The organism is Ilumatobacter sp. (assembly GCF_965215205.1).
In the GTDB taxonomy this organism is placed as follows: domain Bacteria; phylum Actinomycetota; class Acidimicrobiia; order Acidimicrobiales; family Ilumatobacteraceae; genus Ilumatobacter_A.
The window spans coordinates 2,396,254-2,419,865 of sequence record NZ_OZ244049.1; the positions used below are offsets into that span (position 1 = coordinate 2,396,254).

The 23,612-nt window shown below is 73.5% G+C and carries 16 protein-coding genes and 1 pseudogene; 10 read left to right on the forward strand and 7 right to left on the reverse strand.

What is annotated here, in order from left to right:
• Positions 1-48: 48 nt before the first annotated feature.
• Complete coding sequence (locus ACOOHC_RS11295; RefSeq protein WP_420450510.1) at positions 49-3,822, reverse strand: multifunctional oxoglutarate decarboxylase/oxoglutarate dehydrogenase thiamine pyrophosphate-binding subunit/dihydrolipoyllysine-residue succinyltransferase subunit; 3,774 nt, start codon at positions 3,820-3,822, stop codon at positions 49-51.
• A gap of 587 nt (positions 3,823-4,409) precedes the next feature.
• Positions 4,410-4,844: pseudogene (locus tag ACOOHC_RS11300) on the reverse strand (mechanosensitive ion channel family protein); the annotation flags it as partial.
• On the opposite strand from ACOOHC_RS11300, the gene ACOOHC_RS11305 reads away from it, so the two are divergent.
• The 5 genes from ACOOHC_RS11305 (at position 4,728) to ACOOHC_RS11325 (ending at position 8,941) form a co-directional block, all read left to right on the forward strand.
• The gene (locus ACOOHC_RS11305) at positions 4,728-5,234 is read left to right on the forward strand and encodes a hypothetical protein (RefSeq protein WP_420453868.1); all 507 of its coding nucleotides are present in this window, start codon (positions 4,728-4,730) and stop codon (positions 5,232-5,234) included. The pseudogene ACOOHC_RS11300 and the gene ACOOHC_RS11305 overlap by 117 nt on opposite strands.
• 174 nt (positions 5,235-5,408) lie before the next feature.
• Positions 5,409-7,262, forward strand: a complete 1,854-nt coding sequence (locus ACOOHC_RS11310) for an AAA family ATPase (protein WP_420450511.1) — start codon at positions 5,409-5,411, stop codon at positions 7,260-7,262.
• A gap of 58 nt (positions 7,263-7,320) precedes the next feature.
• Positions 7,321-7,725 carry a TSUP family transporter gene (locus ACOOHC_RS11315; protein WP_420453791.1) on the forward strand — a complete coding sequence of 135 codons (405 nt, stop codon included), beginning with the start codon at positions 7,321-7,323 and terminating at the stop codon, positions 7,723-7,725.
• Positions 7,725-8,333 (forward strand): NAD(P)H-dependent oxidoreductase, encoded by a 609-nt coding sequence (locus tag ACOOHC_RS11320; RefSeq protein ID WP_420450512.1) that lies wholly within the window; start codon positions 7,725-7,727, stop codon positions 8,331-8,333. The genes ACOOHC_RS11315 and ACOOHC_RS11320 overlap by 1 nt, the downstream gene beginning before the upstream one ends.
• Positions 8,330-8,941 (forward strand): NAD(P)H-dependent oxidoreductase, encoded by a 612-nt coding sequence (locus ACOOHC_RS11325; protein ID WP_420450513.1) that lies wholly within the window; start codon positions 8,330-8,332, stop codon positions 8,939-8,941. Before ACOOHC_RS11320 ends, ACOOHC_RS11325 begins: the two co-directional genes overlap by 4 nt.
• Positions 8,942-8,989: 48 nt before the next feature.
• Here the strand turns inward: ACOOHC_RS11325 and ACOOHC_RS11330 are convergent, their stop codons facing one another.
• From ACOOHC_RS11330 to ACOOHC_RS11340, 3 genes are all read right to left on the reverse strand, one after another.
• Positions 8,990-9,907: a pseudouridine-5'-phosphate glycosidase gene (locus ACOOHC_RS11330; protein WP_420450514.1), complete on the reverse strand. Its 918-nt coding sequence runs from the start codon at positions 9,905-9,907 to the stop codon at positions 8,990-8,992.
• A gap of 64 nt (positions 9,908-9,971) precedes the next feature.
• On the reverse strand, positions 9,972-11,456 hold the full coding sequence (locus ACOOHC_RS11335) for a hypothetical protein (protein WP_420450515.1): 1,485 nt from the start codon (positions 11,454-11,456) through the stop codon (positions 9,972-9,974).
• A gap of 224 nt (positions 11,457-11,680) precedes the next feature.
• The gene (locus ACOOHC_RS11340; RefSeq protein WP_420450516.1) at positions 11,681-12,967 is read right to left on the reverse strand and encodes a class I SAM-dependent RNA methyltransferase; all 1,287 of its coding nucleotides are present in this window, start codon (positions 12,965-12,967) and stop codon (positions 11,681-11,683) included.
• Positions 12,968-13,001: 34 nt separating this feature from the next.
• On the opposite strand from ACOOHC_RS11340, the gene ACOOHC_RS11345 reads away from it, so the two are divergent.
• Positions 13,002-13,202 carry an SPOR domain-containing protein gene (locus ACOOHC_RS11345; protein ID WP_420450517.1) on the forward strand — a complete coding sequence of 67 codons (201 nt, stop codon included), beginning with the start codon at positions 13,002-13,004 and terminating at the stop codon, positions 13,200-13,202.
• Positions 13,203-13,297: 95 nt separating this feature from the next.
• The gene (rpe, locus tag ACOOHC_RS11350; protein ID WP_420450518.1) at positions 13,298-13,999 is read left to right on the forward strand and encodes a ribulose-phosphate 3-epimerase; all 702 of its coding nucleotides are present in this window, start codon (positions 13,298-13,300) and stop codon (positions 13,997-13,999) included.
• Between the two features lie 16 nt (positions 14,000-14,015).
• On the opposite strand, the gene ACOOHC_RS11355 is transcribed toward rpe, so the two are convergent.
• On the reverse strand, positions 14,016-14,651 hold the full coding sequence (locus ACOOHC_RS11355; RefSeq protein WP_420450519.1) for a GNAT family N-acetyltransferase: 636 nt from the start codon (positions 14,649-14,651) through the stop codon (positions 14,016-14,018).
• Positions 14,652-14,746: 95 nt separating this feature from the next.
• Here ACOOHC_RS11355 and ACOOHC_RS11360 point away from each other — a divergent pair, with 95 nt between their 5' ends.
• From ACOOHC_RS11360 to ACOOHC_RS11370, 3 genes are all read left to right on the forward strand, one after another.
• Positions 14,747-15,757: a mevalonate kinase gene (locus ACOOHC_RS11360; protein ID WP_420450520.1), complete on the forward strand. Its 1,011-nt coding sequence runs from the start codon at positions 14,747-14,749 to the stop codon at positions 15,755-15,757.
• Between the two features lie 290 nt (positions 15,758-16,047).
• A complete protein-coding gene (locus ACOOHC_RS11365) occupies positions 16,048-19,173 on the forward strand; it encodes a PD-(D/E)XK nuclease family protein (RefSeq protein WP_420450521.1) in 3,126 nt (1,041 codons plus the stop codon).
• Complete coding sequence (locus ACOOHC_RS11370) at positions 19,166-22,654, forward strand: UvrD-helicase domain-containing protein (protein WP_420450522.1); 3,489 nt, start codon at positions 19,166-19,168, stop codon at positions 22,652-22,654. Before ACOOHC_RS11365 ends, ACOOHC_RS11370 begins: the two co-directional genes overlap by 8 nt.
• Before the next feature lie 68 nt (positions 22,655-22,722).
• Here the strand turns inward: ACOOHC_RS11370 and ACOOHC_RS11375 are convergent, their stop codons facing one another.
• Positions 22,723-23,583, reverse strand: a complete 861-nt coding sequence (locus ACOOHC_RS11375; protein ID WP_420450523.1) for a hypothetical protein — start codon at positions 23,581-23,583, stop codon at positions 22,723-22,725.
• Positions 23,584-23,612 lie beyond the last annotated feature (29 nt).

Genomic DNA, 23,612 nt, shown 5'->3' on the forward strand with positions numbered 1-23,612 from the left:
CGGTCGACGGACCGCCTCAAGCGATTCGTCGCTTCTCGTCGCGAACGGCTACTCGTCGGTGACCGGCGCGAAGACCTCCTCCATGAGCTGGGCGAGCTCCTGGTCGTGGATCGTCTTGGATCCCGTCGCCGGGCTCCCCGACTCGACCCGCGCGACGTGGCGCAGGTCGTAGCCGCGCTCCTTGATCCGCCACACGTTGTGCTCGATGAAGTGCCACGCCCCCATGTTGGCCGGCTCCTCCTGCAACCAGCGCAGCTCGGAGGCGTTCGGGTACCGCTCGAGGATCGCCAGCATCTGATCGGTCGGCAGCGGGTAGAGCTGCTCGACGCGCACGACCGCCACCGGTGCCTCGCGATCGTCGCGCGCCGCCATCGCGTCCCACGCGACCTTGCCGGAGCAGAACACGATGCGCGTCACCGAATCCGCGTCGAGGTCGGCCGGGTCGTCGATCACCTCGCGGAACGACCCCGTCGTGAGCTCCTCGATCGGCGAACGGGTCTGCTTCATGCGCAGCCCCTGCTTCGGGGTGAACACGATCAGCGGGGTCTGGCGCTCCTGGTGGACCTGACGACGCAGGAGGTGGAAGAAGTTCGCGGCGGTCGTGGTGTTGACGACCTGCATGTTGTCCTCCGCGGCGAGGGTGAGGAACCGCTCGATGCGTGCCGAGGAGTGCTCCGGTCCCTGCCCCTCGTACCCGTGCGGGAGCAGGAGGACCACGCCGTTCTGCTGGCCCCACTTGTCCTCGGCGGCGACGATGTACTGGTCGATGATGATCTGGGCGCCGTTGACGAAGTCTCCGAACTGCGCCTCCCACACGACCAGGGCGTCGGGGTTCGAGTTGCTGTAGCCGTACTCGAAGCCGAGCGCCGCGTACTCCGACAGCAACGAGTCGAAGACCCAGTAGCGCGCGCCGTCGGGCACGTCGTCGAGCTCGTCGAGGGGGACGAAGGGCTCCCCGGTCTCGTAGTCGATGAGCGCGGCGTGGCGATGGCTGAAGGTGCCGCGCCGGCTGTCCTCGCCGGCCAGGCGCACGGAGCGCCCCTCGAGCACGAGCGATCCGATCGCGAGCGCCTCGCCGAGCGCCCAGTCGACCTCTCCGCCGGCGTACATCTTCTCCCGCGTCTCGAACTGCCTGGCGAGCTTGGGGTGGATGGTGAAGTCGTCCGGCACGTCGGTGAGCTGCTCGAAGATCGAGTCCAGCCGCTCGGCGTCGACCCCGGTCTCGATCGGGGGCAGCACCCCGAGCGGCTTGGGCGGCCGGGCGGCCGTGACCTCGCCGGGATCGTGGCTGCGCGTCTCGTCGAGCGCGACCTGGAGCTTGTCGTGGAAGTCGGTCAGCGCCTGCTCGGCCTCCTCGATCGTGATGTCGCCGCGCCTGACCAACGACTCCACGTAGAGCTTGCGGACGCTGCGGCGCTCACCGATCGCCTGGTACATCAGCGGCTGGGTGTAGCTCGGGTCGTCACCCTCGTTGTGCCCGTGGCGGCGGTAGCACACCATGTCGATCACGACGTCCTTGTGGAACGTCTGGCGGTAGTCCCACGCGAGCTGGGCCACGCGCACGCACGCTTCGGGATCGTCGCCGTTGACGTGGAAGATCGGAGCCTGGGCGGTCTTCGCGATCTCCGAGCAGTACGGCGACGACCGGGCGTTGCCCGGGGCGGTGGTGAAGCCGATCTGGTTGTTGATGACCAGGTGGACGGTGCCGCCGATGCGGTAGCCGCCGGTGTCGCTCATCGCGAAGCACTCGGCGACGACGCCCTGGCCCGCGAACGCCGCGTCGCCGTGGATCAGGATCGGCAGCACCGGGAACGAGCCGGGCGGCTCGATCTGATCCTGCTTGGCCCGCACCATCCCCATCACGATCGGGTCGACGGTCTCCAGGTGGCTGGGGTTCGCCGCCAGCTCGATCGCGATGTCGGCCCCCGACGGGCTGACGTACTTGCCGCTCGCCCCGAGGTGGTACTTGACGTCGCCCGAGCCCTGCACCGACGTCGGGTCGAGGTGCCCCTCGAACTCGGAGAAGATCGCCTCGTAGCTCTTGCCCATGATGTTCGAGAGCACGTTGAGCCGGCCGCGGTGCGCCATGCCGAGGATCGAGGAGTCGAGGCCGGCGTCGGCGGCGTTGGCGAGGACGACGTCGAGGATCGGGATCGCGGACTCCGCGCCCTCGATCCCGAAGCGCTTGGTGCCGACGTACTTGGTCGCGAGGAACTTCTCGAACGACTCCGCCGCGTTCAGCCGCTCGAGGATCCGTCGCTTGTCGTCGATGCCGAACTCGTCGGTGTCGACCTCCACGCGATCCTGGATCCACTTCTGCTCGTCGGTGTCCTGGATGTGCATGTACTCGACGCCGATCGTGCGGCAGTAGGCGTCGCGCAGGACGCCGAGCAGGTCCCCGAGCTTCATCTTGTCCTGGCCGCCGACGCCGTCGGTGAGGAACCGGCGGTCGAGATCCCAGATCGTGAGGCCGTAGGTCGCGGGGTCGAGCTCGACGGGGGTGCTCGGCTCGATCCAGCGCAGCGGGTCGAGGTCCGCGATCCGGTGGCCCCGGACGCGGTGGACGCGGATCAGCTTGGCGACGGCCATCTGCTTGCGCAGCATGGCCTCCTCCTTGTCGACCGGGTTCGTGTCCGGGCGCCACTGCACGGCCTCGTAGGGCAGGTCGAGGCTGTGGAAGATGTCGTCGTAGAAGCCGTGCTCGCCGAGCAGCAGCTCCTTCACCCTCTGCAGGAACATCCCCGACTCGGCACCCTGGATGATGCGGTGGTCGTAGGTCGAGGTGATCGTGACGACCTTGGAGAGACCCATCCCGGCGAGGCTGGCCGGGTCGGCGCCCGCGAACTCGGCGGGGAAGTCGATCGAGCCGACCCCCACGATCAGGCCCTGGCCGGGCATCAGCCGCGGCACGGACTGGACGGTGCCGATGGTGCCGGGGTTGGTGAGCGAGACGTTCGCGCCCACGAAGTCGTCGACGGTGAGCTTGTTCGCGCCGACCTTGCGGATCAGCTCGTCGTAGGCGGCGAGGAACCCGGCGAAGTCGTGGGTGTCGGCGTCGCGGATGATCGGGGTCAGCAGGGTGCGGCTGCCGTCGGCCTTCTCGACGTCGACGGCGAGGGCCATGTCGACGTGGTCGTGCTCCACGCGGCGTGGCTTGCCGTCGGCTCCCTCGAGGAACCCGTTCTTCATCACCGGGACGGCGTCGGCGATCGCACGCACGACCGCCCACCCGATGAGGTGGGTGAAGCTGACCTTCCCCTGGCCGGAGCGGGCGCGGAAGCCGTTGATGACCTTCCGGTTGACCTCGAGCAGCTTCGCGGGGACGTCGCGGAAGCTGGTGGCGGTCGGGACCTCGAGGCTCGCCTCCATGTTGCGCACGATCGCGGCACCGGCGCCGCGGATCGGCGAGCCGTCCTCCTCCGCCTCACCGCCCGGCTCCTTCCCACCGCCCTGCTTCTCCGTCGCCTGACCCGCGCCACCCGTCGCCCCGTCCGCGGCGTCGTCACCCGTCTCGGCGCCCGCGGGCTCGGCGCGTGCCGCTCCGGCGCCGTTCGACCCCTCGCCACCGTCGGGATCGTCGGACGCGGGGTCGTCGTCGCGGGCGCGGTGGGCGTCGGCGACGGCGCGCACCTTCGACGACGAGGCCGCGGCCCGGGCGACCGACGGCGCCTGGGACCGGTAGTCGGCGAAGAACTCCTGCCACTGCTCCCCGACGGAGTCGGGATCGTGGACGAACCGCTCGTACATCTCCTCGACGAGCCAGGAGTTGGCACCGAAGTCGGCGACGGCGGTCGCGGAGGACTGGTCATCAGGCGTAGCCACGACGTCAGGGTACCCACCCGTCGCGCGCCGGGAGCGATGGTGGGACCGGAACTCGCGCCCGTGCGCGTCGGACTCGCCCGGAACGCCGCGAGAGCATCCCCGGGCCGTCTCCGAACCGCGACCGGGGCCGGGTCGGCGCGCCCCGAGCGGCTACCGCGAGGCGCCGGCCGTCGTGGTCTCGCTGCGATCGCGGCACCGACACGGAGACGGTTCGTCCTCGTCGCCGCCGCCCCGCCACGCTGCCGCGAGGGCGACGGCCTCCCCACGGCGCTCCTCGCCGTCGCTGTCCTCGCCGGTGCCGGTCTCGCCGTCGCTGTCCTCGCCGGTGCCGGTCTCGTCCGTCCCGGTCCCGGCGTCCTCGGTCTCGTCCTGCTCGGTCCCGTCGGTCTCGTTCCCGCCGTCGGCCGCGTCATCGGCGCCTTCCCGGCCCGCCTCGGCGTGGGCGTCGCCGTCGCGGTCCGAGTCGTCGTCGGGGACCGGGGCGGGTCACCGGCCACCAGGGTCCGGACGGGGAACGGGATCGACATGGCGTTCGACTCGAGAGCTCGCTTCATCCGGTCGGCCGCGGCCCGCTGCACGTCGAAGTACGGACCGTCCGACGGGAACCAGATCCGACCCTTGAGGAGGATGCCGTTGTCGTCGAAGCCCTCGAAGGTGGCGATCGGCTCGGGGTCGCCCACGGCGTCGGGGACGTCGCGGAGGGCGTCGACGATGAGCGCGCACGCCTCCTCGACGTCCGCGTCGTAGGGGACCGTGATCGCGACGTCCAGGCGACGGTGGGGGCGGCCCGTCCAGTTCTCGATGGGGTTCTGGAGCACCGTCGAGGAGGGGATGACGATCTTCTCCCCGCTGAACAGCGTCATCGTCACCGCGCGCAGGTCGATGTCGTCGACGCTGCCCGCGTAGTGACCGAGGCGGATGATGTCGTGGTAGTCGAAGGGCCGGTGGATCTGCAGGAAGATTCCCGACACGAAGTCCTGCAGGCTGCTGCGGAAGGCGAACGCGAGCGCGATGCCGCCCACCCCCAGCCCGCCGACGAGCAGACCGACGCGGATCCCGGTCACCGACAGCGCCACGACGAGGCCCGTGGCGACCACCACGACCATCGCCCCCCTCGACGCCAGCCGGGTCATCACCTCGTCGCTGTCGACGAAGCGACGCATCGCCCAGCGAACCGCGATCTTCGCGAGGACCGCGACGGCGATCGCGACCGCGACGACGACGCCGGCCGGCAGCAGATCGCCGGCCTCGAAGCCGGCGGTCGCCGCGGCGGCCTGCTCGGCGTCGGGCGACGCGGAGGCGGCGACGACGTCCCTCATCGGCCCGGGTCCGTCCGTGCCGAGGCGCGCGAGCTCGATCCCGTTCGTTCCCGTCCCACGGGGAGGTCATCGGCGACCGGCGCGCCGATCTGAAGCGGTCGCGCCGGATCCGCGCGTCGGGTCCGGATCCTGCGGTCCCGACGTGCGGCGCCGTCGGATCTTGACCGACACTTGACTCGATTCCGGGGCGACGGGGTGAGGTCGCTCACTACGGTCGGTGACCGGCCGCCGGCGGAGCGGCCCCGATCACGAGACAGGCGGTTCGCGATGGACATCACGAGACTCAGCACCGGTGCGATGTTGACGGGGGACGACATCGACGCCAACGCCAACCGGGAGCAGGTGCGCCAGCGACGGCTGCGACGCGAGCTGTACCTGCTCGCGCCGGTGCTCGCGTTCCTGCTGTACCGACTCGTCACCGACGACCCGATCCGCCCGGGGGTGCCGGGCTGGCTCACCGGCAACCCGGAGATCGTCATCGCCCTCGGCCTGATCTGCATCCTCGGCGCGGTCATCCTCATCCCGTTCCTGACCACCGGGCGGTCCCCGCACACCGTCCTGCGCGCCGAGGACTCCGACGTGCGCCTCGACGACGTCGTCGGCGCCGACCAGACCAAGCGCGAGGCGATCGACAGCATGAACCTGTTCCTCGCGTCCGAGACCTTCGAGCAGGTGATGGGCGGCAAGCCCCGACGTGGCGTCCTGTTCGAGGGCCCGCCCGGGACCGGCAAGACCTACCTCGCCAAGGCCATGGCGGCCGAGGCCGGGGTGCCGTTCCACTTCGTGTCGGCGTCGGAGTTCCAGTCGATGTACTACGGCCAGACCAACAAGAAGATCCGCACCTTCTTCAAGGCGCTGCGCAAGGCGGCGCGCGAGGAGGGCGGCGCGATCGGCTACATCGAGGAGTTCGACGCGATCGGCGGTGCCCGCAGCGGGATGAACACCGGCTCGATGCGCGAGGGCATCGTCGGGGTCGTCAACGAGCTGCTCGTGCAGATGCAGAGCTTCGACATGCCCTCCCCGCGCGACCGCTTCAAGGCGAGGTTCGTCGACTGGGTCAACAAGCACCTCCCACCGCACCGTCGGCTGAAGCGGCCGCAGTCGCCGAACGCGAACATCCTGATCGTCGCCGCGACGAACCGGGCGGCCGACCTCGACCCCGCCCTGCTGCGCCCGGGCCGGTTCGACCGCACGATCGGGTTCAACCTTCCGGCACGGACGGACCGGGTCGCGATCGCCCGCTACTACCTCGACCGCAAATCGCACGCGAGCGAGGTCACCGAGACGCTGGTGGCCGACCTCAGCGCCGGGTACACCCCGGTGCGCATCGAGAAGCTGCTCGACGAGGCGCTGATCATCGCGCTGCGCGACGGACGCACCGCGATGTCGATGGGCGACGTGCTCTCCGCCCAGCTGGTCACCGAGGTCGGGGTCGCCCAGGACATGGGGTACCACCCCGACGAGCGGCGCCGCATCGCGATCCACGAGGCCGGGCACGCGCTCACCGCCGTGCTGACGCGCCGCGACGTGAAGGTCGCGTCGATCCTGCGGCGCTCCTCGGCGCTCGGCCTCGTCGCCCACGGCGACGCCTCCGAGCGGTACCTGAAGACGCCGACCGAGGCGCGCGACCTGATGTGCGTGGCGATGGCGGGTCGCGCCGCCGAGGTGCAGGAGTACGGCGAGGCGAGCAGCGGGATCAGCTCCGACCTGGCGGCGGCGACGACGATCGCGAGCCAGCTCGTCGGCCAGCTCGGCGACGGAGCGGGGCTGCTCAGCCTCGAGGCCGCCGCGATGCCGACGGCGGCGAACCTGGTCGCCAAGGTCCTCTCCGACGAGCGCTGCCGGGACGCCGCCGAGTCCTACATGACCGAGGCGGCCGAGCGCGCCGACCTGATGGTCGATCGCTACCGCGACGCCCTCCACGAGATCGCCGACGAGCTGATCGAGCGCGACGAGGTCGAGGGCGAGCGGATCCGTGCGATCGTCGCTCGCTACACGGACATCTCGGAGCGGCGCGGCCCGGTGCGCATCAAGGCGCGGCCCGCCGCGGTCGCGGCGAGCGCCACCGACGCGCTCCCCCAGCTCCCCGGACGCCGCGTGTCCGACGACGCCGGGGCCTGAACCCCACCTGTCCGCCGTCGGATCGACGGCCGGTCCGTCACCGGGCACGCCATCGGGTCTGATCGGCATCGGCGGGGGTGTCATCATGGTCCCGGCGATGATCGTGCTGCTGTCGACGCTCCCGGTTCTGGCGAAGGGGACGTCGATCGCGATCGCCGTCCCGACCGCCCTGGTGGGCGCCCTCCGGAACCGTGCGCGCCGCGGCGTCGACCTGCCGGCGGCCGCCGCGGGGGGTCTCGCGGGGGTCTCCAGCGCCGTCGTCGGGAGCGTCGTCGGGGGCCTCGTCTCGGACTCGATCGAGGCGACCGCGTCCGACGTGGCGTCCACCGTGCTGCTCGTCGTCGTCGTCGTCGTCGTCGTCGTCGCCTCGCTCGAGGTCCGCTCGCTCGTCGCCGAGCGCCACGCCGACGCCGGTGCGCCGGACCGCTCCGACCACGGCCGACCGCTCCCCCGGAGCGCGTGATGCGCGCCGCGCTCGTCGTCGCCCACCCGAACCCGGACTCGCTGACCCACGCCCTCGCGCGGCGGGCCCGAACGGGGCTCGCGGCCGGCGGGTGCGACGTCGAGGTGCTCGACCTGTGCGCCGAGGGGTTCCGCGCCGCGATGACGGCGACCGAGCGGGCGGCGTACCACGGTGAGCGTCCGGTGATCGACCCCGTGGTCGAGCGCCACGTCGAGGTGGTCACCGCCGTCGACGCCCTCGTCTTCGTGTACCCCACGTGGTGGAGCGGCCTGCCGGCCGTGCTGAAGGGGTGGCTCGAGCGGGTGATGGTCCCCGGCGTCGGGTTCCGCTTCGACGAGCGCACCGGCGCCGTGCGCCCCGGTCTCACCGACGTGAGGACGATCGTCGGCATCTCCACCTACGGGTCGCCGCGGTGGTACGTCGCGGCCGTCAACGACAACGGTCGGCGCACCCTCACCCGGGCGCTGCGGATGTCGTGCGGGCCGAGGACGTCGACGCGCTGGCTGGGGCTGTACGGCGTGGACGGCACCGACCGGCGGACCCGCCTCGAGTTCGCCGCCCGCGTGGAGCGGACGCTCGCCGACCTCGGGGACCGGGGCGCGCCGTGACCCGCGCGCTCGTCGTGCGCTGCCACCCCCTCGCGGACAGCCTGACCGCCGCCTCGGCCGAGCGCGTCCTGGCCGCCCTGGATGCCGCCGGCGCCCGGACCCGCGTGCGCGACCTGTACGCCGAGGGCTTCGTCCCCGAGCTCGACGAGCACGAGCACCGCCGCCACCGCTCCCCCGGGGTCTCCGACGACGTGGCCGGGCACGCGGACGACCTGCGCTGGTGCGACACGCTGATCCTCGTGCACCCCACCTGGTGGTCGGGTCAGCCGGCGATGCTCAAGGGGTGGTTCGACCGGGTGTGGGCCGCCGGGGTCGCGTGGGAGCTGCCCGACGGAGCGACGCGCCTGCACCCGCTGCTGCACGACCTGCGGCGCCTCGTCGTGGTGACCACGCACGGCTCGTCCAAGCTCGTGAACGCGCTGCAGGGCGAGGGCGGCAAGCGCACCGTGACCCGCAGCCTGCGGGCGATGTGCCACCCGCGCGCCCGCACGACCTGGATCGCGCTCTACGGCGTCGACACCTGCGACGAGGCGGCCCGGCAGCGGTTCCTCGATCGGGTCGAACGTCGGGTCACCGCCATCGCCCGCCGGGGTGCGCCGGCGCGCTGATCACCCGGCGCGACGATCGCCGCCGGCGGTCGTCGCCGGGCGCGGTGGTCACCCGCGCGGTCGATCGCCGGACGCGATGGCCACCGCCACCTCGGCGGCGACGCGTGCGTTGTTCTCGGCGAGGGCGAGGTTCGCCGGGATGCTGCCGCCGTCGGTCGCCGCCGCGATGCGCCCGAGGACGAAGGGGGTGATCGCCGCGCCGGTGATCCCCGAGGCGTCGCACTCGGCGAGCGCGGCGTCGAGCACCGACGCCAGCTCGTCGGGGTCGAGCTCGTCGTCGACGGGGATCGGCACGGTGAGCAGGATCCCCGTCGACGGGCGCGTCAGGTTGTCGAAGACGCGCGCGACCTCGGCGGCCGTCTCGACGCGGTGCGCGACCGGCAAGCCCGAGGAGCGCACGTAGAACGCCGGGAAGTCGTCGTGTCGCCACCCGAGCACGGGGACGCCCGCCGTCTCGAGGTGCTCGAGGGTGCGCGCGAGATCGAGGAACGCCTTCGCCCCGGCGGACACCGACACGACGTGGTGCGCGGCCAGAGCATCGAGGTCGGCCGACACGTCGCCGGTCGTCTCCGCTCCCCGGTGCACGCCGCCGAGCCCGCCGGTCGCGAAGACGGAGATCCCGGCCGACGCCGCGATCGCCACCGATGCCGAGACCGTGGTCGCGCCGACGTCCCACCCCTGCGCCACGGCGACCGCCACGTCGCGCTCGGCGGCCTTGCGGGCCGGGCCGAGGATGCGGTGGTGCTCGTCGTCGTCGAGCCCGACCCGCACGATCCCGTCGATCACCGCCGTCACCGCCGGCACGGCGCCCCCGTCGCGGATCGCGGCGACGCAGCGACGCAGGGCCTCGGCGTTCGCCGGCGACGGCAGCCCGAGCTCGGAGTAGATCGTCGATTCCATCGCGACGACCGCCCGCCCCGCGTCGAGCGCATCGGCCACCTCCTCGGAGCACCTGGGCGAGATCACCTCGGCGAGGGTACGGCGTCGCGCCGGCGGGACGCGGTCGACCACGGCCGGGCGCGGCTCGCGATCACGAGTCCCAGATCGGGCCGAACGCGGGGATCCCGCGCTGCTCGAGGCCCTCGACGACACGCCACGTCACGGCCTTGTTCGAGATGCAGATCACGGCCTCGGCCCCCGACGAGACGTAGGCGTCGTGGGCCAGCCGGAGCACGTCGGGCTTGCCGCGCTCGTCGGAGTTCCACACGATCGCGTCGGGCTGCGCCCGCTCGATCTCGTCGACGAGCGCGTCGCCGTAGGTCTCCCGGGGGCTGCGCGTGACCCACACGAGCTGGGCGGGGGTCTCGTCGGCCAGCAGGTGGCCGAGAGCGGGCCCGATCCCGCTGCCGGTCACGACGAACACGACCCGGTCGAACAGGCGCTTGACGTTCGCTACCCCGGCGGCGGGCAGCCCGCGCACCCACACGTGCGACGGGGGATCGTCGACGAAGTCGCCCGTCCAGTCACCCGCGCGCGACACGACCATCCGGTAGCCCTCGCGGCCGTCCTCCGCGGGCACGTTCGCGAAGTGGTGCCACCCGCGGAGCGGGCTCCGGCTGATCGGTCGGGTCGTCCCCACCGGGGGCGGCGAGCCGTGGTCGAGGCGCACGATCGCCACGTGCGACGACGGTCGCTCCACGCTCACCGGGACCCGGCGCAGCAACAGCCACGGCCACAGCGCGCACCACGTGGTGAACGACAGCAGGACGATCGTGGGCGACGACGCCAGGGCCTCGACCACGGTCGCGTCGCCCCGTCGAGAGGTGGCGAAGGTCACGGCGTTCGCCCACACCAGGGCGAGGGCCAGCCACCCGCCGAAGCGGTGGGTGCTCTCGAACCGGTCGTGGTCGCGCGATCGCCGGCCGGGGAGCGCCATCAGCGCCATCAGCGCGAACACGGCGACGACGAGCCCGGACAGCACGACGTTGACGAGCGACACGTCACCGACGCCGCGTGACCGATCGGCGATCAGCGACGCGACGAACAGGGCGTACCACGTGGTGCCGGCGACGGCGCCGCCGACGTGGAGCCCGCCGAGGTGGTAGTACTTGCCGAGCGCCCAGCGGACGCGCAGCGGAGGTCGCGTGGCCGGTCGCGTCGCGAGCCAGCTCACGAGGTTGACCACCCACGGTTGCCGGGGGACGATGGCGACGACCAGGTTGGCCTGCGCGATCGCCGAGATCGTGCGCAGGTCGCTCCCGCCCGCCGTCCAGAACCGACCGGAGATCGCGCCGAGCGCGAGCACCACGAGGTTGACGACCGCGACGCCGAGGACCAGGCGGTGGTACTGCATGCACCGCGGGGAGCGCAGCGTCCTCCGGACCGGCCCGACCCGGGGCGGGAGGGGGTGCGCACCGGGGACGTGCGGCTGCGGCGGGGACGCGGGGTGCGCCACGGCGGCGCGCTGCGCCGACGTCGCCCCGATGCGCCCGGTCGTCGGCTCCGGGAGGGTCGGCGGCGAGAGGGGGACCTCGGCCGGCGGGGTGCGCAGCGCAGGGGTGATCGTCGTGTTCATCGCCGTGCGCCCCCCTCGAGGGGTCCGGCGGTCGGGCCGCCGTCGCTCGTGCGACGTCGGGAGCCGGCGCGGACGGCGGCGAGGCGGTCGCCGTGGCGGGGGGCGGGGCAGGCGCGGGCGCGCCGTCGATCGTGGCGTGTGGACGTCATGGAGGCGGATTCCTTCCGTTCCCGGATGGGATCGGAACCCCCGCCGCGCGACTTGAGCGCGGGGTCGCCGTGACGTCAGTCGCCGCGCCTCGTGAAACGGGTGACGCACTCGACGTGGGGCGTCTGCGGGAAGATGTCGAGCACCTCGACGTCGTCGACGCCGTACCCGATCTCGGTGAGCAGTCGGGCGTCGCGGGCGAGCGAGACGGGGTCGCAGCTCACGAGCACGACCACCGGCGCCGCCGTCCGCTCGATCGCCCCGGTCCCCGGCTTGGCCAGCCCGGGACGCCCGGGGTCGGCGACGACGACGTCGACCGCCCCGTTCGCCGAGTCCGGTTCCCAGCGCGCCACGTCGGTCCGGGCGATGGCGACGGAGCGGTCTCCCGACCCCGAGCGGTGACGCAGGTTCTCCTTCGCGTCGAAGCACGACGAGCGCGAGGACTCGACGACGGTCACGTGCCGGGCGTGGCGCATCGCGGTCGCCGCGAACAGCCCGACGCCTGCGTAGGCGTCGACGGCGTGGCCCGCGCCGACCAGCTCAGGCGCCGCCCGCTCGACCGCGTCCACGAGCATCTCGGCGGCGTCGACCCCCGACTGGAAGAACGACGGCGCCGACACGCGCAGGTCGACGCCTGAGACGCGCTCGACGAGGAACGCCCGGTCTCCGATGTGCACGTCACCCGGCAGCCCCTTCACCGACTCCCCCGCCGCCACGTTGGTCCGTCGCCTCTCACCGCGCCGTCGGCGATCCTCCGGGCGCGTCCAGCGCGCGGTCACCGCGTCGGTGGCGACCGAGGTGCGCAGCGACAGCTCGACCCCGGGCGCGACCTCGACCTCGCGGATGATCCGCGACAGGTTCTCGTGAGCGATCTGGCAGTGGTCGATCGGGACCACCCGGTCGCTGCGCTCCTCGCGGTAGCCGACGCCGCGGCCGGGGGTCCCGACGAGGCGGATCGAGGTGCGGTACCCGTAGGGATCGACGGCACCGCCCGAACGGACGAGGCGCGCGACCTCGGAGGCGTCGAAGCGGCCGATGCGCCGCAGGGACTCGGTGACGATCTCGATCTTGGCGTCGAGCTGGGCGTGGGGGGCGAGGTGCATCCACCCGCACCCGCCGCAGCCGTCGCGCCGGAAGGGGCACGTCGGCACGACGCGATCCGGCGAGGGATCGACGACCTCGGTGAGCGCGGCCCGCACGAAGTCGGACCGGTCGACGTCGACCACCACCTCGACCTCCTCGTCGGGCAGGGCACCGGTCACGAACGCGACGCGCCCGTCGTCGAGGCGGGCGAGGGCGTCCCCGCCGGCGACGAGCCGCTCCGGTCGCAGGGTGATCGGATCCTGCGCGGCGGGGGTCGGCATCGCCACAGCGTAGGGACCGTGCCAGACTCCGACGATGACCTCGTCGGAGAAGTGGTACTGGGACCTGACGAAGGAGAGCGCGGTCACCGCCTCCGAGCGCGGACCGGGCGACCGCACGATGGGTCCCTACGACACCCGAGCGGAAGCCGAGAACTGGCGCTCGACCGTCGAGTCGCGCAACGACGCCTGGGACGACGCCGACGAGGAGTGGGAGGGGACCGACGACGACGAGTGAGCCTCGTCGACCCGGCGCCGCCCGTCGGGGCCGTCCGCCGCACGTCCGGGCCGCGTGCGATCGCGACCGGTGCGGCGCTGGCTAGCGTCGGCGCGATGAGCCGACCCGTGATGATCGCCCCGTCGGTGCTCCCGGCCGACTTCTCCCGGCTCGGCGAGGAGGTGGCCGCCCTGGAGGCGGCCGGGGTCGACCTGATCCAGTGGGACGTGATGGACGGCCAGTTCGTCCCCAACCTCACGTTCGGACCCGACGTCATCGCGTCGACGCGGGACCGCTGCACGCTGCCGTTCGAGGCCCACCTGATGGTCCTGACCCCCGACGCGATGGCGAAGGACTACGTCGAGGCGGGGTGCTCGCGCCTGATCGTGCACGCCGAAGCGGTCACCCACCTCCACCGCACGCTGGGAGCGATCGCCGATCTCGGCGCCTCGCCCGCGGTGGCGCTCAACCCGGCGACACCGGCGTCGGCCGTCACCCACGTCCTCGACCTCGTCGACCTCGTCCTGGTGATGACGGTCAACCCGGGCTTCGGCGGGCAGGACTACCTCCCCACGATGGAGTCCAAGGTCGCCGAGGTGCGACGGATGCTCGTCGACGCGGGCCGCTCCGACGACGTCCACGTCGAGGTCGACGGCGGGATCGGACCCGACACGGTGGCGGGCGCCGCCGCCGCCGGGGCGAACGTGCTCGTCGCCGGCAGCTCGCTGTTCCGCGACCCGGAGGGCCTGGAGCACGCGGTGAGCGACCTGCGATCGCGAGCGGAGGCCGCGCGCGGTGGCACCACCGCCCGTGCCTGATCCGGCTCCGAAGGCGTCACGGCTCGTCGCGCGGCGGGCGCAGCATGGTCCACATGTGCGGACCGACCTCGTCGGCCGGGTCGCCGCCGAACGACGAGAAGCGGTGCCGGTGCCGTCCCGTCGGGATGTCGAAGCGGCCGTGGACCTCGAACCCGTGGCGGCGGTAGTACGCGACGTTCACCTCCGTCTCGGTCTCGAGGTGGCACGCGAGGCCCTGGGCGTCGGCTCGCTCGAACATCGACGACATCAGCGTCGCCCCCAGTCCACGCCGCTGCCAGTCGGGGTGGGTCGCGAGGAGCTGGAGGTACCAGTGCGGCTCGGGCGGGGTGTGCGCCTCCATCAGCGGCCCGATGATCTCGAAGCGATCCCGCAGGTCCGCCGTCGGGGGAGCGACGGGTGGGTCGGGCTCGCTCACCGGCTCCGGCCGCCCCGGCGGGACCCAGACGGCGAGCGCCGCCACGTCGTCGGTGCACCACACCTCGCGGTGGTCCAGCCAGCCGGTCATCGCTCCCCGCAGCACCTCGCCGCCGGGACGCAGGTAGTCGTCGTCGTCGGGGTGCAGCCAGCGCATGACCGGGTCCTCGGCGAAGGCTCGCATCGCGGTCACGCAGAGCTGTCGCAGGTCGGATCGGGTCGCACGTCGCACCTTCACCGATCCCACCGTACGCCCCGCCGACGGTACCGCGCCGCCGCCGGGCGGCGCCGGCGCGGGCTCGACGCGCGGATCGGGCCGGCTGGTCGACCCCCGTGGTGACGCACGGGCGGTGCTGGGCGCGCGCCGCGCTGGCCGGGAACCCCTCCGACGGCTACGGCGGGTTCGTCGTGTCCGTCCCGGTCCGCAGCGTTGCCGCGACGGTGCGCGTCGAGCCGGCGGAGCGCTTCGAGGTCGTGCACTCCCCCACCGCCGACGACACCTTCGCCGACCTCGCCGCGCTCGTCGACCACCTCGACTCCGTCGGCTACGACGATGCCCGCCGCCTCGTGCTCGCGACCGTGCGCGAGCTCGTGCGCCGATGCGGGGTGGCGCTGCGACCGCTGCGCATCGACGTGGAGACGACGATCCCGCGCTCGGTCGGACTCGCGGGGTCGAGCGCGATCGTCGTCGCCACCGTGCGTGCCCTGCTCGAGGCGACCGACCGCGGATGGGGCTCGATCCCGGCGACCCACGGCCTGGACGATCCCGCCCGCCTCGCCGCGCTCGCGCTCGGCGTCGAGCGCGACGAGCTCGGCATCGCCGCCGGCCTGCAGGACCGCCTGGTGCAGAGCCACGGCGCGCCGGTCGCGATGGACTTCGCCGACGGTGACGGCACCACGGCCGCGACCACCGTCCTCGCCGATCTCGACCGCACCCTCCTCGAGCGCCCCCTCCTCGTGGCCGTCCGGCAGGCGGCGGCCGAGCCCAGCGGGGTCGTCCACTCCGGCCTGCGCGAACGCTGGGAGGCCGACGCGCGCGGCACCCGAGCGACGATGGCCCGCATCGCGGACGAGGGACGCGGAGCCGCCGCCGCCGTGCGTGCCGGCGACCTCGACGAGCTGGGACGGGCGATGGACCGCACCCTCGAGCTGCGCGCCGGTCTCGTCCACCTCGACGCCGCCCTGTCGGCGGCGGCCGCGGCGGTGCGCGCGGCCGGTGGTCACGCCAACTGGTCGGGCTCCGGCGGAGCGATCACCGTCCTCCCGCCGCCGGAGGAGGCGGCGGCCGCCGCCCTCGTCGCCGAGCTCGAGACCGCGCACGGCTGCTCGATCCTGCGCGCCTGAGGACATCCTCCTCCCGGCGGCACGGGCCGGCCGGAGCCCCGACCGCGTCGAGGCGTCCCAGGCGTCGAGGCGTCCCAGGCGTCGAGGCGTCCCAGGCGTCGAGGCGTCCCAGGCGTCGAGGCGTCGGGCGATGTCGGCGCCGGACGGTGACGGGCCCGTCGATCGGCGCAGCGACCGGACCGTCGACTCCCGCACCGCGAACGGTCCCGTCACGGCGCGCACCGAGCGCAGCCGGCCGTCGCGGGACGCAGGGCGCGACTCCGTGGCACCGCTTCCCTACGATCGATCACATGGCGTTCGACGTGACCGCGTGCAGCCCGGCCGATGCGGTCGGCGCCCTCGCACGCGCCGTCGCCGCAGCCAAGGGCGACGACGCCATGGCCCAGGTCACCGTCGTCGTCCCGACGAACGCCACCGGGGTCATGGCGCGGCGCGCGCTCGGCAACGACGGCGGGGTCCTCGGCGTCGACATGGTGACGCTGAACCGCCTGGCCGAGCTGATCGCCGGGCCGGCGCTGGCCCACGCGGGCCGCCGGCCCGTGTCGACGCCGCTGCTCGAGCTGGTGGTGCGCCAGGTGCTCGACGACGAGCCGGGGTCGTTCGCCTCCGTGGCGTCCCACCCGGCCACGATCGTGGCGCTGCGCGAGGCCCACCAGGAGCTGCGCCTCGCCGGCGACGACGCGCTCGATCGGTTGCGGGCCAGCGCACGCGGGCGCGAGGTGGCGCGCGTCAGCGCGTCGGTGACGGAGCGACTCCGGGAGCGGTGGTACGACGAGTCCGATCTGCTCGACGTGGCGACCCGCGCCCTGCACCGGTCTCGCCCCGCCGGGCTCGCGGCGGTGGTGCTCCACGTCCCCGACCGGCTCGACCCCCGGGCGCTCGAGCTGGTCAGAGCGCTCGGGTCCGACGGCGCCCACGACGTGGGCGTCGTCGTCGCGCTCACCGGCGACCCGGCCGTCGACGTCGAGCAGGCGGCGCTCGCGGCCCAGCTCGGCGTGGACCTCCCCGCCGTGTCCGGATCGGGAGCGACGCGGTCGCGCTCGCGGCGCGTGGTGTCGACCACCGACGCCGACGACGAGGTCCGCATCGCCATCCGGTCGCTCGTCGACGCCGCTCGCGGGGTCGACGGCGCACCCGGCGTCGCGTTCGAGCGGATGGCGATCCTGTGGCCCGCCCGACGGCCGTACGCCCGCCTCGTCGAGCACCACCTCACCGCCGACGGGATCCCGTGGAACGGACGCGGGGGCACCGAGCTCACCGAGCGCATCGCCCCCCGCCTGGTGCTGGACCTGCTCGACCTCGACCGGCGTGGGCTGCGGCGCCAGACGCTGTTCGAGCTGTTCGCCGACGTCCCCCTGCGCGACGCCGAGGGCCGAATCGTCGCGACCGCCGAGTGGGAGCGCGCCAGCCGGGCGGCGGGGATCAGCCGCGACGAGGACTGGGTCCCCCGGCTCTCCGCTCTGGCCCGCCGCGAGCGGTGGTCGACCTCGGTCCCTCCCCTGCTCGACTTCGTCGCCGACCTGCGTGCGACCCTGGGCCACCCGCTCGCCCGCCGTCGATGGACGGAGTGGGTCGACTGGTCCTGCGAGCAGGTCCTGCGCTGGCTCGGGCCGAACGCCATCGCCCGCTTCGACGACGACGAGTACCGGGCGTGGGAGGCGATGAGCTCGACGCTCGAGCGGCTCCGGTCGCTCGACGAGGTGGCGGCGCCGGTCGATCGCGCGACGTTCCGGACGGTCTTCGAGGGAGAGCTCCGGGAGTCGGCGGTCCGCCGTGGCCGGGTCGGCACCGGTGTCACGGTCGGGTCGCTGGTGTCGGCCATCGGTCTCGACCTCGACATCGTGGCCGTCCTCGGCGTCGCCGAGGGGATGCTCCCGCCGGCCCCGTCCACCGACGCCCTGCTCAGCAACGCCGATCGCGAGCGCGCCGGCCTCGTCGACGCCGATCGGCGAGCCCGCCGCCTCCACCACGCCTTCGTCGCCACGACGATGGCGGCCGACACGATCGTGACCTTCCCCCGAGGCGATCTGCGCGCCACGACCGCGAACCAGCCCTCGCGGTGGCTGAGCGACGTGGCCGTCCACGACGACGGTCGCCCGGTGGCGCGCACGCCGTCGGTCGACGGAGCGCCGAGCGATCCGGCGGCGGCCGACACGACCGTGGGCGACGTGACGGCGGGCGGCCGCGCCCCGAGCGACGTCGTGGTGGAGGAGATCGATTCGGCGACGGCCGGGCTCGCCGCGCTGGCGTTCGCCCCGTGCGAGCGCGAGCGACGGCTCGGCGAGAGGCTGCGGTCGCTCGTGTGCGACGACTCCGTCGTGCAGCGTGGTCGCGAGGTCAGCGAGGCCCGTGAGCTCCCGACGCTGTCGGAGTTCGACGGCGACCTGTCGAGCGCCGAGGTCCCGCTCCTGGCCGAGCCCGGTGACGACGGCGCCACGGCCGTGTCGCCGACTCGGGTGCAGGCGTGGGCCGCGTGCCCACACGCCTACTTCGTCCGCCACCTCCTCGGCGTCACCCCGCTCGACGACCGTGAGCGCCGACTCGGGATCGAGCCCCACGAGCGCGGGAACCTGATCCACGACGCCCTCGACGCCTTCCACCGCGACGTCATCGCCGGAACCCTCGCGCAACCGACCGACGACGGGTGGGTCGACGAGCATCGCGAGGCGCTGCTCACGCACTTCGCGACCGCGTGCGCCTCCGCGGAGCGGCGCGGCACGACCGGGCGACCCGCCACCTGGGCTCGCGACCGGGCCGAGATCCGTTCCGAGCTGCTCACCTGGCTCGACCGCGACGGCGAGCTCTGCCGCGCAACGGGCGTCACCGTCCTCGCCTCCGAGCGGGGGTTCCCCCGCGACCGCACGACCGGCGACGAGACCGCGATCGACCTCGCCCTGCCCGACGGGCGGCGACTCCTCGTCCAGGGGACCATCGACCGCCTCGACCGCCGGCGTGACGGCACCCTGGTCGTCACCGACCACAAGACCGGCAAGGACGACGCCTACAAGGCCCTGACGAGCGACGACCCCACCCTCGCGGGGACGGTCTTCCAGCTCCCCACCTACGCGGCCGCCGCGCTGCGCTGGACGGGCGCGCACGACGCGACCGCGGTGCGCGCCGAGTACTCGATGTTCGAGCGCGGCGGGTACCGGCGCCACGGGTTCGAGTTCGACGACGAGGTGTGGGACCACGTCGCGCACGACCTCGGCGAGGTCGTCGCCGGCATCGAGCAGGGCTGGTTCCCGGCCACGCCGCCGCGTCCGGGGTTCAGCTTCTACACGGTGTGCCCCTACTGCGACCCCGACGACCTGGGAACCACCGACACCTGGGCGCGATGGGTGCGCAAGCGCGGCGACGAGCGCATCGCCCGGTGGTTCGCGGAGCCGGCGGAGGGCGAGGAGGCCGACGATGGCTGAGCAGGGCTCCCTGTTCGACCTCGACGACGACCCCGGCGACCGGCGCGACGCGGGCGACCCGGGTGGCCCGCACGAACCCGACGACCGGCACGACCCCGGTGGCCTCCGCGACACCGACGAGGTGCCCGACCGCGGGGTCCGTCGCCGGATCGCCGACGACCTCGCGACGACCCTGTTCGTCGAGGCGGGGGCGGGCGCCGGGAAGACGACCGCGCTCGTCGAGCGGGTCGTCAACCTCGTCGAGTCCGGCATCGACATCACGCGGATCGCAGCGATCACCTTCACCGAGAAGGCCGCGGCCGAGCTGCGCGGGAGGGCGCGCACCGAGCTGACGGAGCTCGACACCCCCCGAGCCCGGCGCGCCGTCGACGATCTCGACCACGCCCCGATCGGCACCCTCCACGCCTTCGCCCGTCGGATCCTCGACGACTTCCCGATCGAGTCGCGCCTGCCGCCCGGGTTCTCGGTGCTCGACGAGCTGGAGAGCGACCTGCGCTTCGACGAGGACTGGTCCGAGCTCCTCGACGACCTCCTCGCGGACCCCTCCCCCGGGGGCGGGATCACGGCCGGCGGCACGGCGCTCGTCGAGCTGTGCGAGTTCGACGGGTTCGGCCTCGAGCGCGGCCTGCGCTCGGTGGCCGACGACTTCCGCGACAACTGGGACCTCGTCGAGGACCTGGTCGACCTCTCCGACGTCGCGGCGCTCGAGCTCGACTGCACCGGTGTCGTCGAGCTCGCTCGCGAGCTGGGCGACACGGCCACGCCGTCCGACGACACCCAGGGCGACCGCGTCGCCGAGATCGGCGAGCTCGGCCAGCGCCTCGCCGACGCCGAGCTGCTCACGGCCCGACTGCGCCTGCTCGACCACCTCGGGCGAGCGGCCCGCAGGGGTTCCACGAAGGGCGCGAAGGCGAAGTGGAAGCGCGACGCGGGCATCGACGCGCTCGAGTCGCTGCGCGCCGCCGAGGCCGATCTGGCCGACCGGTGCGAGGCGCTGCTCGAGGTGGTCAGGGCCCATCGCAAGCGCGTCGTCGGTGCGATCTGCGGTCGCCTGGTCCTCGACGGGGTGCGCGGCAGGATCCGCGCCGGCCTCCTCGACTTCCACGACCTGCTCGTCCACGCACGCCACCTGCTCGCGACGAACCCCGGGGTGCGACGGATCCTCCACGAGCGCTACCCACGCGTCCTGCTCGACGAGTTCCAGGACACCGACCCGATCCAGCTGGAGATCGCCGTCCGCCTCACCGCGGCACCCGACGACCCGGCCCAGGAGGGGGAGTGGCGCGAGCTGCGACCGATCCCCGGCCGGCTGTTCATCGTCGGGGACCCCAAGCAGTCGATCTACCGCTTCCGGCGCGCCGACATCTCCCAGTACCTGCGTGCGGCCGACCAGGTCGGCGCCGACACGGGGCGGCTGACCGCCAACTTCCGCTCCACCCGCGCCGTGATCGGCTTCACCAACGACGTGTTCGATCGCATGATCGTCGAGGACCCCGATTCCCAGCCGGCGTTCCAGGAGCTCGTCGCACGTCGCGACGTCGCCCTGCTCGAGCACGGGACCGTGAGCGTGCTCGGCGCGCAGCTCCACGAGGACCTCGCCGACGGGTCGTGGCAGGGTGAGCACGGGGCCGCCGACGAGCTGCGCCGTCGCGAGGCGCGCGACGTCGTCGGAGCGATCACGGCGGCCCTGCGCGACGGGTGGCCGGTCGAGGACCACGAGACGGGTGGTGTCCGACCGTGCCGCCCCGGGGACATCTGCGTGCTGCTGCCGGCACGCCTGTCGCTGCACGCGCTCGAGGCCGAGCTGCGTCGCGTCGAGCTCCCCTACCGCGCCGAGAACGCCGCCGTCGTCTACGCGGCCGCCGAGGTCCGCGACCTGCTGATGGCGCTGCGCGCTGCCGACGACCCCACCGACGAGCTGGCCACGATCGCGGCGTTGCGCAGCCCGATGTACGGGTGCAGCGACGTCGAGCTGTGGGAGTGGAAGCGGGCGGGCGGGTCGTGGGGGCCGTGGACCGCGCCTCCCGAGGGGTTCGGCGGTCACCGGGTCGCCGAGGCCGTCGCGCACCTGCGCTCGATCGGTGAGCGCTCGGCGGGGACCGGGGTCGCCGACCTGATGGCCGCCGTCGTCGACGAGCGGCGGATGTTCGACGTCGCCCTCAGCGGGCCCGACGCGCGCGACGTGTGGCGCCGGCTGCGCTTCGTCATCGACCAGGCGCGCGCCTGGGCCGACGCCGGTGGACGCGGCCTGCGGCGCTACCTGAGCTGGGCTCGCCTCCAGGCGGCCGACGGCCGGATCTCCGACACCGTGCTCCCCGAGCGCGACCACGACGCCGTCCGGCTGATGACGGTGCACGCCTCGAAGGGGCTGGAGTTCCCGATCACCGTCGTCAGCGGCATGACCACCCAGCCACGTCGACGGCGCGGCACCGAGGTGGTCTGGACGCCGGACGCCTGGATGCTGTCCGGTCGCGGCGACGACGGCACGTTCGCCGACGTGCGACCGATCGACGAGCTGATGAGCGACGCCGAACGACGCCGGCTGCTCTACGTCGCGTGCACGCGCGCCGTCGATCACCTGATCGTGTCGCTGCACCGCCAGACGCCCGACGCCAAGCTCGCCGCCAAGGGGGAGGGCACGTACACCTCCGCCGAGCTGCTCCACCGCTGCGGCGCGGCGGAGCCGAGCTCGGGGGCCGTCCCGCTCGCCGTCGAGCCCGAGGTCGTCACGCCCCCGCCCGGCGGAGCGTCGCTGCCCGATCTCGGTGACGTCGATCTCTGGCGATCCGAGCTGGCGACCACGTTCGAGACGGCGTCACGCCGCAGCGCGATCGCCGCGACCCGCCTCGCGGACGAGGTCCGTGCGCTGCGCGAGCGCGAGCGCACCGACGACCCGGGTCTCGACAAGTCGCCGGTGAACATCGACCTGCCTCCGTGGCAACGAGGCCGCTACGGCACGGCGATCGGACGTGCCGTCCACGGCACCCTCCAGTTCTGCGACCTCGCGACGGGCGTCGACATCGACGACCTCGCCCGCTCGCAGTGCGCTGCGGAGTCCATCCTCGGCTTCGACGCCGACGTGGCCGCCCTGGCGCGCTCCGCGATCCGCGCGCCGATCGTTCGCGCCGTCGTCGACGGTGCCGAGCACTGGCGTGAGCTGTTCATCGCCGCCCCGGTCGGCGAGCGCATCCTCGAGGGGTACATCGACCTGCTGGTGCGCACCCCGGAGGGTCTCGTCATCGTCGACTACAAGACCGACCGGTGGTCGGGACCCGTGCAGACCGCGGAGCGCGTCGGGCGCTACCGCACCCAGCTCGCCGCCTACGGCGCCGCCCTGGCGTCGACGCTGGACGAACCCGTCGTCGGCGGGGTGCTGGTGCGGTGCGTCGCCGGCTCGGACCCCGAGCAGATCGACATCGACGGGTGGAGCGACGCCCTCGACGACGTCCGACGCCTCGTCGGTCGCGACGCCGCCGGGTGACCGACCGCCCCACCGGGTGCGCATCGACGCGGAGCGGTCACCCGACGGTCGCGCCGCGATCGGCGGTGTCAGACGTCGACGAGGTCGTCGCGATCGTCGCGCCGGCGCGAGTCTCCCGACTCGTCGTGCGACCAGGCGCCGTCGGCCTCACCGGGCGGGTCGGCATCGAGGTCGTCCTCGCCCGCGTAGGCGGGATCGAGCGCGGACGCGTGGCGGCGCACCCGCGACGCTCGGTGGTCCGGGCTCGGCGAGACCGCCGCCCGGCCGAGAGCGAAGATGCCCTGGACGCTGAACCCCGCCGCCCGTCTCAGCACCACGACGCCCACGAGCGCCGCCCCGGCGATCGCCGCGGGCACGAGCAGGGTGCTCAGCAGCAACCGCCGATCGGCGAAGAACGGCGCGAGCACACCCGAGTCGATCGGGGTCCCGTCCAGGTCGATCGTCTGGATCGGGTCGTCGACGGTGGGGCACTCCACCTCGGTGTCCTCCAGGCCGACGACCGCGTCACCGCCGAACAGCGGTGCGTCGGGTGTGACCTTCGACGCGAGCGCCCCGATCTCGGGGTCGACCGCTGCGGACACGAGGTAGCTCGACTCGACCTCGAGGTACTGCGAATCGGGACCGAAGCGGACGTCGATCAGCTCCCCCACCGCGAACGGCTCGGCATCACCGGCGCGCACCTGGTCGAGGGCGAAGCGGACGGTGCCCTTGTCGATGAACCCGTCCTTCGCGACGACCGTGCCGACGAACGCCACGTCGGCGGCCCGCTTGAGCGGGCAGCCCGCCGGGATCGGCGTCAACGACGACGGATCGCTCGCGATCCCGGGCTCCGGCGGCGGCGACGGATCGGGCGCGGCCCGGGCGACGGGTCCGCACGAGAGCACGACGCCCACCGACACGATCACCGTCCTGAGCACGCGCGAGAGCACCTCGCGAGGCTACCGAACCCGGTCACGGC